Origin of the sequence: Parafrankia sp. FMc2 (assembly GCF_041008525.1) — a bacterium.
Taxonomy (GTDB): Bacteria; Actinomycetota; Actinomycetes; order Frankiales; family Frankiaceae; genus Parafrankia.
The window spans coordinates 1-10,770 of the sequence record NZ_JBFLUG010000193.1 but is presented as its reverse complement, the minus strand read 5'-3'; the positions used below and the strand labels follow the sequence as shown (position 1 = coordinate 10,770).

8 protein-coding genes and 3 pseudogenes are annotated in these 10,770 nt (G+C 68.8%); 6 read left to right on the top strand and 5 right to left on the bottom strand.

Translation table 11 applies throughout. The features are described 5' to 3' along the window. Positions 1-599: 599 nt before the first annotated feature. Positions 600-1,805 carry a pyridoxal phosphate-dependent aminotransferase gene (locus AB1460_RS33285; RefSeq protein ID WP_368966207.1) on the top strand — a complete coding sequence of 402 codons (1,206 nt, stop codon included), beginning with the start codon at positions 600-602 and terminating at the stop codon, positions 1,803-1,805. A 51-nt stretch (positions 1,806-1,856) separates the two neighbouring features. Beyond that, positions 1,857-2,120 (top strand): DUF7507 domain-containing protein, encoded by a 264-nt coding sequence (locus AB1460_RS38455; RefSeq protein WP_420497435.1) that lies wholly within the window; start codon positions 1,857-1,859, stop codon positions 2,118-2,120. Positions 2,121-2,418: 298 nt separating this feature from the next. Here AB1460_RS38455 and AB1460_RS33275 read toward each other — a convergent pair. Then, positions 2,419-2,778 (bottom strand): annotated as a pseudogene (locus AB1460_RS33275) (long-chain-fatty-acid--ACP ligase); the annotation flags it as partial. 129 nt (positions 2,779-2,907) lie between these two features. Here AB1460_RS33275 and AB1460_RS33270 point away from each other — a divergent pair. Beyond that, complete coding sequence (locus AB1460_RS33270) at positions 2,908-3,612, top strand: hypothetical protein (protein WP_368966205.1); 705 nt, start codon at positions 2,908-2,910, stop codon at positions 3,610-3,612. Positions 3,613-4,191: 579 nt separating this feature from the next. Here the strand turns inward: AB1460_RS33270 and uppS are convergent. Beyond that, complete coding sequence (gene uppS / locus AB1460_RS33265) at positions 4,192-4,968, bottom strand: polyprenyl diphosphate synthase (protein ID WP_020460632.1); 777 nt, start codon at positions 4,966-4,968, stop codon at positions 4,192-4,194. A gap of 501 nt (positions 4,969-5,469) precedes the next feature. Then, positions 5,470-6,309 (bottom strand): hypothetical protein, encoded by an 840-nt coding sequence (locus AB1460_RS33260; protein WP_368966204.1) that lies wholly within the window; start codon positions 6,307-6,309, stop codon positions 5,470-5,472. Positions 6,310-6,944: 635 nt separating this feature from the next. On the opposite strand from AB1460_RS33260, the gene AB1460_RS33255 reads away from it, so the two are divergent. Continuing rightward, positions 6,945-7,127 carry a hypothetical protein gene (locus AB1460_RS33255; RefSeq protein WP_368966202.1) on the top strand — a complete coding sequence of 61 codons (183 nt, stop codon included), beginning with the start codon at positions 6,945-6,947 and terminating at the stop codon, positions 7,125-7,127. Between the two features lie 224 nt (positions 7,128-7,351). On the opposite strand, the gene AB1460_RS33250 is transcribed toward AB1460_RS33255, so the two are convergent. Further along, positions 7,352-7,831 carry a hypothetical protein gene (locus tag AB1460_RS33250; protein WP_368966201.1) on the bottom strand — a complete coding sequence of 160 codons (480 nt, stop codon included), beginning with the start codon at positions 7,829-7,831 and terminating at the stop codon, positions 7,352-7,354. 380 nt (positions 7,832-8,211) lie between these two features. After that, positions 8,212-9,714, bottom strand: coding sequence for a hopanoid C-3 methylase HpnR (hpnR, locus tag AB1460_RS33245; RefSeq protein ID WP_368966199.1), 1,503 nt, complete (start codon positions 9,712-9,714; stop codon positions 8,212-8,214). A gap of 201 nt (positions 9,715-9,915) precedes the next feature. Between hpnR and AB1460_RS33240 the strand changes: the two are divergent. Continuing rightward, positions 9,916-10,252, top strand: a pseudogene (locus tag AB1460_RS33240) (SulP family inorganic anion transporter); the annotation flags it as partial. Between the two features lie 109 nt (positions 10,253-10,361). After that, a pseudogene (locus tag AB1460_RS38450) lies at positions 10,362-10,475 on the top strand (hypothetical protein); the annotation flags it as partial. Positions 10,476-10,770 lie beyond the last annotated feature (295 nt).

Here is a 10,770-nt window from a genome sequence, read left to right as displayed (position 1 = left end):
TGTTTAGAAGGCACAGGCCACAGCCTGTGTTCCCCCCCCCCCCACCCCCGCCGCGCCGGTACCCACGGCAGTGCCGACGCCGAACCCGAGCCCCGGCGTCCCCAGCTCCAGTCCCGAGAGTCCCGAGAGTCCCGAGAGTCCCAGTCCCAGTCCTGGCAGCCCCGACACGCCGGCCCCACCGGCCACCGTCCCGCCTTCGGAGACCCCGGCACCGGGCCTCACGCCGGTTCAGCCCGCCCCGCCGACGGAGCAGCCACCAGCCGCACCAGCACCGACCCGGACTCCGCCGGCGCCGGCGCCGGACATGCCCACCGGGCCGCCGTCGCCGGTGCCGTCGTCACCTCCACCTCCACCGGCACCGGCATCCAGCGCGTCGTCCCTCAGCCCGCCTCCAGCTGCGCCGGCGACGACCGCCGCGGCGGCCCCGGCCCCGACCTCGTCCCCACGTGCGAGTGCGAGCAGCGCCGCTGTTGTCCCCGATCCGGCCGGCAGCGAGCCTCGCGCCTGAGAGCCAGCGGAGCCCGTGCGGGTGCACTGCCCGCGGGCCCGCCGATGCCGACGTCGACGTCGGCGGGCCTCCCGGCCGGGTGGCCGGGAGTATGTTCCTGGCGGGCGACGAGGACGGGGATCTGAAGGCCGTGAGCACAAGGGGGCTTCTCAGTAGCAGGCTGGGCGGGATGGGGACGACCATCTTCGCGGAGATGTCCGCGCTGGCGGCCACCACTGGTGCGATCAACCTGGGTCAGGGCTTCCCCGACACCGACGGCCCGGAGGCGGTCAGGGAGGCGGCGGTGCGGGCGCTGCGGGAGGGCCGCGGCAACCAGTACCCGCCCGGTCCCGGCGTCCCCGAGCTGCGTGTCGCCATCGCCGCGCACCAGAAGCGCTTCTACGGCCTGGACGTCGACCCTGACACCGAGGTCCTGGTCACCGCCGGCGCGACCGAGGCGATCGCGGCCGCCCTGCTGGCACTGGTGGAGCCCGGCGACGAGGTCATCGCCTTCGAGCCGTTCTACGACTCCTATGCCGCCTGTGTCGCGATGACCGGCGCCCGGCTGCTTCCGCTGACCCTGCGGGCACCCGACTTCCGGCCCGATCTCGACGCTCTGCGGGCTCTGGTCACCCCACGGACCCGGCTGCTGCTCCTCAACTCCCCGCACAATCCGACCGGGATGGTGCTCACCGACGCCGAGCTGGCGGCGATCGCGGAGCTGGCCGTGGAGCGTGATCTCCTCGTCGTCACCGACGAGGTCTACGAGCATCTCGTCTTCGACGGCCGGCACCTTCCGCTGATCGGCCTGCCGGGCATGCGGGAACGTACGGTCGCCATCTCCTCGGCCGGCAAGACCTTCTCGTTCACCGGCTGGAAGGTCGGCTGGGTGACCGCCGCCCCGGAGCTGGTCGCGGCGGTGCGCACCGCCAAGCAGTTCCTCACCTATGTCTGTTCGGGCCCGTTCCAGTACGCGGTCGCCGAGGCCCTCCACCTCCCGGGCGACTACTTCACCGCCTTTCGGGACGGGCTGCGCGCCCGCCGCGACCTGCTGGCCGACGGGCTGGCCGACGCCGGCTTCGAGGTCTACCGACCGGAGGGCACCTACTTCATCACCACGGACATCAGCTCGCTCGGCGAGCGGGACGCGCTGGCCTTCTGTCGGGGTCTGCCCACCCGGTGCGGGGTGGTCGCCGTGCCGAACTCGGTCTTCTACAGCACTCCCGGCGTCGGCGGCGCCCAGGTCCGGTTCGCCTTCTGCAAGCGCGAGGACGTACTCCGCGAGGCAGCTGCCCGCCTGCGCCGCCTGGCGGGATAACTTCGTCGCGGCAGTGCCGCACGATGTGCGTGACGTTGCACCGCCGGGCCTCTGGCTATCAGGTCGTCAACGGCCCGGTTCCGGTGTCGGGGGTGTCGTTGGTCGACGACCGGCTCGGGACGGGTCTCCTGCCCCTCCAGAAGCCTGCCGCCCGGAAGCGTCATGGACTGCACGGCGCAGTACACGACAACCGCGGCCGACGTGGCCGCCGCCAGCACCATCGTGAACCGGGCGACAGCGACCTGGGTGACGCCCAGCGGGTCACAGTCCAGGAGTGACACGGCGGATGTGAACTACCGGAGCCCGCTGACCTGACGTTCCGGGCGTCGGGTGGGCCGGATTCTCGGCCGGTCCGCCCGCCGCCCGCCGCCCGGCCTGCCCGGCGGAGGCCGGAGGGGTCAGCTGATGGTGGCTGAGAACGCCCGACAACCCTCGATGCCCGGCTTCATCGCCGCCGCGGTGCGCAGATCCAGCTGCCTGCCGACGGCGATCCCGGTCAGCGCGTGCCGGAGCATGTCCACCCGTGCCTGCAGGTCGGCCACCCGAAGCCGTCGTCGACGAGATAACCGAGGTCGCCGGTGGGGAACCATTCACCGTCGCCGAGCGGCGCGTGTTTGCCGAGGGGCGCGTATCGACGGCGGACGGGGTTACCGCCGCCGTCGGGTGAGGTGACGGTGACCTCGTCGTACTGTGCACCCTCACCGGCGGAGGGCAGCGAGACCGCACATGTCGATTCGGCCATGCCGTACGCCGGCGCGGCCGTGCCGCGCTCCATACCGAACCTGGCGGCCACGTCGAGAAAGGCGTCGAACGCGTCCGGGTCGATCGGTTCGTCACCACTGATTGCGAACCGCAGGTGCGACAGGTCCGCATCCTCGACCCGACACCCGTACCTGCCCACGATGTCGTAGGCGAAGTTGGGTGCCGCGGTGATGGTGGCCCGGGACCCGGTGAGCCACTGCATCCACCTGAACGCTGATCACGGCTGGGCCCCGCTCGGAACGAGTCGACGGCACCACGCGGCGCGTGCTACCAATGATCTCACAGGCATCGCCACTCGGTCGGAGTCGGGTGGGACGCGACCGACCGGACAGAGGAGAGTGTGAACCTCAGCCTCGGTGTCTTCGACATCTTCGCCTACTCCGTTCCCGGCTCGCTGTACCTCGTGCTCCTGCTGTACGTCCTGGACCGGGCGTCGTGGATCGATCTCGGGCTGGTCGGCGACCTCAACTCCACCGTGCTGATAGCGGGCGCGATTGTCGCCAGCTACCTGCTCGGCCATCTGACCTACGCTCCGCGCCGGTTCCTGGGGCGACGGATGCCGCTGTGGCTACGCCCAGGACGCGGCGTTCGTCGGGAGTTTCTCGACCGCTTTCCCCGTGCCCAGTCGATGGCGTTCATCCAGGTCGACCCGGCGGTCGTCTTCGCGGCCATCGAGGTCAAGGCGCCCGACTCGGCGGTGGAGATAAGCCGGCTGCGAGCCAGCGGAATAGCGCTGCGCAACGCTGGGCTTGCCTTCCTCCTGGCGGCGGGCGTCGCCGCCATAGAGCTGGCCCTCGGCCATGAACGGGGTCTGGCGGCGTTCTGCGTGGGCGCCTTCCTCGCGGGTTTCGCCGGCGCGACGCGGGCCGGGCACGAGCTGTCCCGGTGGGCCGCCCTCAAAACCCTCGAAGTGGCGTTCTGGCTGCCCGACGTCGAAGCAGCGCTGGCCACGACGCAGCCGTCTCCTCCGGCCCCACCGCCCGAGCCGCCGGCCCCACCGCCGGGGCCGTCACCCGAACCGCCGGCCCCGGCCGGAACGTCATAGCACGTCAGTCCTGGTGGCCGCCCTCCCACCAACCTGTCCGCCGGGACAGACCGAGGACATCATCTGTGGGAGATGGCCACGTCACCTGAGCACCTACAAAAATGAGCTGTACTTGTCAACTGCAGCCGAACATCTCAGTAGGTCAGCGCCGTGAGCTGGATACTGAAGTCTTGGGATACGCGGTTTGGACATCGACACGTCAGTGATCTTTCGGTCCTGGCTTGCCGGTGAACGGTCCTGAGCTGTCGTCGGAAGGCTGGTACGGCTGCCGCGGCCGTTGATCGGCTGGTCGTGGACGACGGCTGTGTGGCATCTTGGGTCGGCCGGTGCCATGGCAGTGGTGGCCGCGTGCTGCTGCGGCCGGATTTGGCTGTCGGTGGGCTGGCCATCGGCTGGCAAGGCGGCGTTGCAGTTCGATGTGGCGGAACTGGTTGACCGTCCGGCCCGTCATGCCCGTTGACCCACGCGACGATGAGCTGCTCGCGCAGCGCGTCGTCCTCCTGGAGGTTTCACGCGCCGGCGGTGGCACCGGGCGGCGAGCCGGCGGCAGAGCCGGCAGGCCGTCGGAAAGCCACCAGGTCAGGCGCCGTGGCGACGACCACGGGCGGCGTAGCTGCGCAGCGCCCGCAGGAAGTCGATCTCGCGGAACGCGGGCCAGTACGCCTCGCAGAAGTACAGCTCGGAGTACGCGCTCTGCCAGAGCAGGAAGTTCGACATGCGCTGCTCGCCGCTGGTGCGGATGACCAGGTCGGGGTCGGGCTGGCCGGCCGTGTAGAGGTGGCGGGCGACGTCCTCGGCGGTGAGGGTCTCGGCCAGGTCGGCCAGCGAGCCGCCCGTCTCTGCCTGCTCGTGCAGGAGGGCCCGGAACGCGTCGACGACCTCCTGCCGGCCGCCGTACCCCACGGCGAGGGTGACGTGCGCCCCCGTCGAGCAGGATCGGGTGACCTCCTCGGCGTTCTTGAGCGCGCGGGCCGTGCTGTCCGGCAGCGCGTCGAGCAGCCCCGCGATGTGCATCTGCCACGCCGGATCGGGAGTCGCGATCTTGTCGGAGACAACCTGCTCGATGACCCGCATGAGGAACGCGATCTCGGCATCCTCGCGGTGGGCCAGGTTCTCGGTGGAGCAGACGAAGACGGTCACGTGCTTGATACCGGCCGCCTCGCACCACGACAGCACGTCCTCGACATGGTCGGCGCCGAACTTGTGGCCGAGGCTGGGATTGGCCATCCCCATCTGGCGGGCCCAGCGGCGGTTGCCGTCCATGATCAGGCCGACGTGCCTCGGTAGCTCGGCTCCCTTGAGCGACGCGCGGAGCCGACGGGCGTACACGGTGTAGGCAAGATCGCGTATTGGCACAGCCTGAATCTATGCCCGCCTGTCCTCGGGCCGGCTCGGCGGGGCCACGCCGAGGCACGCTGAGACCGCGACGGCAATCTGTACGTTGGACCGCCAAGGCCAACACCGAACGCGTCGTCGCCATCCTCGTCGGTTCGTGCGGGTGTGTCCGCAACCGGGGCCGCGCGCCGACCCGGTCCGGCGCGCTCTGCCGCTCTGGTCTCCCACCGACCAGGCCTGGCATAGGCACGCCGTGACCGCCGGAATGGATCTCAAGCTTCCCTTGTTGACAGAGCGCAGCGGCCTCGACCACAAGTCAAACAGGCTTGAGGTGCCAGGGGTCCTACACGGCGCCGCCGCTAACCGCGGGCCGGGATCACTGCGGTCGGGTCGACAGCCACGGCACGCCTGGAAAGACCACGCCAAGCCTCGACTACTGTGCCGGCCGGGAGGCACCCGCATAGTCGGGAAAGGCCTGGAAGTCGCGGATCGTCACCGATCTTTCGAAATCAGGTGCGTCGATCATGATCGTTCCTCCGAGGGAGATCCCGACATGATGGATGTTCGCGCCGTGCGGGCCTCTCCCAGCGAGGACAGCAGGTGGTGGGGGACCTTCGTCGACCCTCGTCGGCACAGCCGCAGCAGACTGTCGCTGATGGCAGGGTTCGCGATGCGGTCGAGGGTCGTCCTCACGTACTCGTCGGTGTCCTGACCGGGCAGCTCCGGGAGCAGCGGGGCGATTTCCTCGCGCAGCAGGCGCGACATGTACTCCGACAGCACAGGCTCGGCCATGGCCTGATCGGTGGTCTCCAGCTCTGCGAGCACACCGAGATACCCGAGTGCGCAGTGCCCGCCGTTGAGCAGGCGGCCCTTCATGACCTTCCATGGTGCGACGTCGTCGACCACCTGCACGCCGACCCGCTCCAGCGGAGGCCGCTCGGTGCAGAAGTCGTCCTCGACGACCCACTGCCGGAACGTCTCCGTGACCACCGGCCAGCGGTCGGGCACCCCGAACTCACCCTCGATCTGGTCGCTCGGCTGGGGGCTGGTGGTCGGGGTGATGCGGTCCACCATGCCGCTGGGGAAGGTCACGTTCTCCCGGACCCAGGAGGTGAGGTCCTCGCCGGTCTGGGCGTCGAGCAGCCCCGCGAACTCGAGAACGGCAAACCGAACCGCAGCACCCGAGTCGTCGAGGTTGTCGCAGGACAGCACGGTGAACGGGCCCGTGCCCGCCGCCCGGCGCCGGCGCAGGGCGGCGACGAGCAGCCCGGTAGCGGTCACCGGGTCCTCCGGAGCCGCCAGATCGTGACGGACCGCTGGGATATCGGAACGCACCTGGTAGCCCTCACTGGTCACGGTCATCGTGACCAGCCGGGTGTTCGGGGACAGCCAGCAGGTCGGCGACCTGCTCGGGCTGCTCCGGGAGGTACAGGTATCAGTGCGCGCCTGTCGTGGGCGGGCCTCTCCACCCGGTCACCCAGCTTCGTGACCGTGCTCTCCGCGAGCACAGGTGGCACCGTCCGCCGCGAGCGGGAAAAGGGCACGACCGCCGTGTCCGCCTGCCGGCTCCCGCTTACCCCACTGGTGCCGCGATGATGTTTGGTCGCCGTTTCCGTATCGAGTAGAGTCAAGGCTTCCTTGAATTCGCCGAAGGCTTTCTGGGCCGCTTCTCGTGTTAAAACGACGTATCACTGTTCGCGTTCTGTCCGGGAACAAGTCCCGCCTCCCCTCGAAACCTCTCATTTCCTTGTGTGATGTCCAGAAGATCCACCTCGGGAAACGGGAAGGGCTGCACTACGCTCTTTCTCGATCTTCCTGTACCGAACCGTTCAGGTCGGGAAGTCGAACTCAAGGTCTACCAGCACTCCGGCGTGTGACGGACCGTCGATCTGGTTCGTAAGACGAACGCAGGGACGGGTCGTCACCAAGGCGCCGGTGTCCTGAGCTTCAGGTTTCCCCGCCGATCCTGGGCTTGGGCTGTGCCGGGTCCGGGTGCCGTGCCGATCGCGCTTTACGGCGAGGAGCGGGATGTGCTGCAGGGGGGCGGGCGCGGCGGCGAGGATCGCGCAGGCCGTCACATCGTGATCGCGGATCGTGCTGGTGCGCGCGGCGGCCGGACGAACGCGCAGTCGCGGCCGACCTGGGAGTCGACCGGGGCGGAGCCGGTGGAACTGTCATGACCGGCTTTGGTTTTGCCTGTCAGCCAGATTTTCGAGGCGCAACTCCGGAACGAAAGCCGGCGACTGGACCACGGCCGGGGTGAACAGTCCGATCCCGGAGTGCCGATGCTGTTTTCCATCCCTGGACGACGAAAACGACCATATTGCGGCGAGGCAGAGCAGGCCGAGGGCGGAAAGCGCGATGGAGACCGTCCGGTGGTCGCGCAGCAGGGCTGCGGTCGGGTTCAGAGCCAGGCCGGCGAACAGCAGCGCCAGGGCCAGTGACTGTGAGCGACGGTGGCCGCGCCGTCCAGTCCGAAGCCGAGCGCTCCGCCCAGCAGGGCGCCGACGAGCACGAGGCGCGGGGTCCGGCGCGACCACCGGCGGGGGCGGGGCGGGGGGTCGTCGCGGACGATGACGATTCTGCCGTCGGACCCGAGATCGACCTTGACGCCGGGGCGGGAGGTCAGGCGGAACCGTTTGGGCGGCTCCCGCCGGACTCCTCCGACGGGCGTGAGGCGAACACCGCCGGGCAGTTCGACGACGAGGGTGCCCACCGGCCCTGACTCCGACGCCCTGTCCCGCACGGTCATCTCGGCCTCGTCCGGCATCTCCTCGACGGCCGGGTGCCACGTCACCCGCTGCGAGCCGTAGGGCCCCCGGAGATGGGCGACCATGGCGTGGCTGGGCTTTTCGGCGGCGCGCCGGAAGCGCAGGCCGCGCATTGCCCACCACAGCGGTACGCCGCGCCTGCGTCGTGGCCGGATTCGTCGTCGAGATCGTCCTCTGGGCGGCCGGGCTTGTTCCGGCACAGCGGGACGCGCAGGTCACGACGGCCCACCTGTCCTGGGGCTACACGACCTTCCTGAACATCGCCTTCCTTGCGCTGGCCGGGTTGCTCGCACTCCGGTTCATGCGCACCGGCGGCCTCCCCATGCTCCGCGGGATGGGGGGCAGCCCGGACGGGACAGCCGACCACCGTGACGCCACCCGGCACGGTGAGAAGCAGACACCGCACCTTCCGACGACCACGGACGATCCTCGGCATCGGCAGGTGTGGACGGCCCTCGCCCGCGACGTGTCGTCAGTACAGGGCCGCGTCCGGTCAGGCCGAGTGGCTGTGTGTGTCATCGTGCTGGGGCACGTTCTGGTGCTGGTGCACGTAGAGCTCTCGGCGGTGCGGACGCCCCGGGCCTCGGGACGGCTCGGGCAGGCGGAATGTCACGGGGCGGCTGTGTTCGGCGTGCAGACGCTCGGCGTTGTAGACGCGGGGGAACTTCCAGAGCATGCGGACGAAGTTCGTCTGGCCGTGGGCGAGATGCCCGGCGACGATGCGGGCGGTGCCGGCCAGCGCGCGGACGCCGAGATGTTTGCGGTTGAGCACCGCCTGGGTCGCCACGAGTTCGCGGTAGAACTCGTCGAGAGGTAGCCGGGTCGGGGTGACCGCGTGCTGGATGTCGAAGAGCCTGTAGTCGAGGCTGGTGAGCTGCTGCGCCTGGGTGTGCCAGATCTCGGTGCCCGGGTAGGGCGTGATGACGGTGAGGTGGACGATCTCCGGGACTGACAGAGCCCACTCCCGCACGAGCCGGAACTGTTCGGCGTCCCAGCCGGGGTCAGCTATCAGGTTCACCGCGACGGTGATCCCGATCTTCCGAGCGATTTCGAGGGCTTTGATGTTCTCGTCGGGGGAGATGCGCTTGTGAAACAGGTCGAGACCCTCGGCGTCGAGGGCCTCCATACCGAGGAACATGTAGGTCAGGCCGAGCCGGTGCCAGCGGCGAAAGACCTCGGGGTGCCGCAGCAGGACGTCGGCGCGGGTCTCCAGGTAGTAGCGCTTGCGGATGCGGCGGCGTTCGATCTGGTCGGCGATGGCCATGCCGTGGTCGGGTTTGATGAACGCGACGTCGTCGACGAGGAAGACGTTGGGCTCCCGGATGGTGGCGAGCTCGTGGCCGGCGACGTCCGGTGACATCCGCCGGTAGCTGCGGCCGTAGAAGGTCCAAGCGCTGCAGAAGGAGCAGTCCCATGGGCAGCCGCGGGTGAACTCGACCGAGGCGCAGGGGTCGAGTTCACCGATGAAGTACCTGCTGCGGTGGGGCAGCAGGTGGCGGGCGGGCAGCGGCTCGTCGAGCGTGGGCAACATGGCCGGGGGCGGCCCCGTGCCGGCGCGGGTGACCACACCGGGCACCTCGTGCAGGCTGTCCCGGTCGGTGGCGAGGATACGGGGGGCAACCGTCTCGCCCTCGCCGCGGGCGACCGCGTCGATCGCCTCCTGACAGGTGTCGAGCAGGTGCCTGGCGATGAACGAGACGCTGTGGCCGCCGGCGACCACCAGGCAGCCGGGCAGCACCGCCTTGGCCTGCTTTGCGAGAGTGATGACCTCGGGAACGTTGGCCAGATAGTTCAGCCCGAACATCACACATTCCGGCTGGAAGCGACGAAGGGCGCCAAGGTAGCTCTTCGTCTGTTCCGTCTGCAGGTCGATGATGCGGACATCGTGGCCATGTCGCAGAAGTGCCGCGCCCACTCTTTCGAGACCGATCGGCTCAAGTCGGAGAAATATCTCGGAATACATCAGAGCGCTCGGGTGAACCAGGAGTACCCGCATCGTCTCGCCTCGTTCTCGGCCAGTTTGCTCGGTCTTCGTCTGTTCGCCGTCGTGCTTTCCGTGTCTCCGGGCGGAGAGGAGAGCCCTGTCAAGGTCCTTCAGTGGCCTGCTCTACCCGGAGGAAGCAGTTCCACGCAGACGCTCGCTCCTGTCGGCCCCGTGAACGGACGGCCATGGTCCTGCGACATGGTGCGGATATGTCGCGAATCCACCGGGCAGGGTATCGCCAACATAGTAACCGGCCTCTTCGGCGGCATGGGTGACTGCGCCATGATCGGGAAAAATGATGATCGATATGAAGGTATCCGGCGCCCGTACCCGCCGGTCGGCTTTCCTTGCCGGTGTCTTCTTGATGCTGTTGTGAATCGTCTTCGGCCTCGTCCTTTCGGGTATCCTCATGGCCGCGCTCGTCGCAATAATGATCATGGTGTCGTTCGCGATCTTCGACTGGCGCTCCATCGCCCCGAGGGCCCTGAGGAGAATGCCCGCCGGCGAGATCACGGTCATGGTGATCACCGTTGTGGTCGTGGTCGCCACTGAAGTTGGCCCGACCCTGTTCACACCTGGGCTCTTTGGGATAATGACCCCAGGGAGGAGTGCAGGTGCCGAGATCAAAACCGCCGTACACGGAGGAGTTCCGCCAGCAGATGGTGGATCTTGTCCGGGCTGGTCGACTGCCCGAAGAACTGGCCAAGGAATACGGCCCGTCGGGGCAGTCGATCCGGAACTGGGTGCGGGAAGCCTCCCGCGAGGACGACGCCCGAGCGGACGAGATGACCACCACCGAGCGGGAGGAGCTTAACCGTCTCCGGAAGGAGAACCGGCAGCTCCGCGAGGAACGCGACATCCTCCGCAAGGCCACAATTTTCTTCGCGTCAATGGCAGGATCGGTGGTGCCCGGCGGGGTTCGCTCGTTTCTTCGCTGCCCCGGCTTCGGCTGGTGGCTTGTCCAGCGATGTGCGGCCTCGCCGGGTCACGGCCTGGCGGCCGGTGTGGCCTGATAGGAGCGTGCTGTCTGCCCGATTGAGGCGTGCCCACCATCCGCCCGGCCGTCGA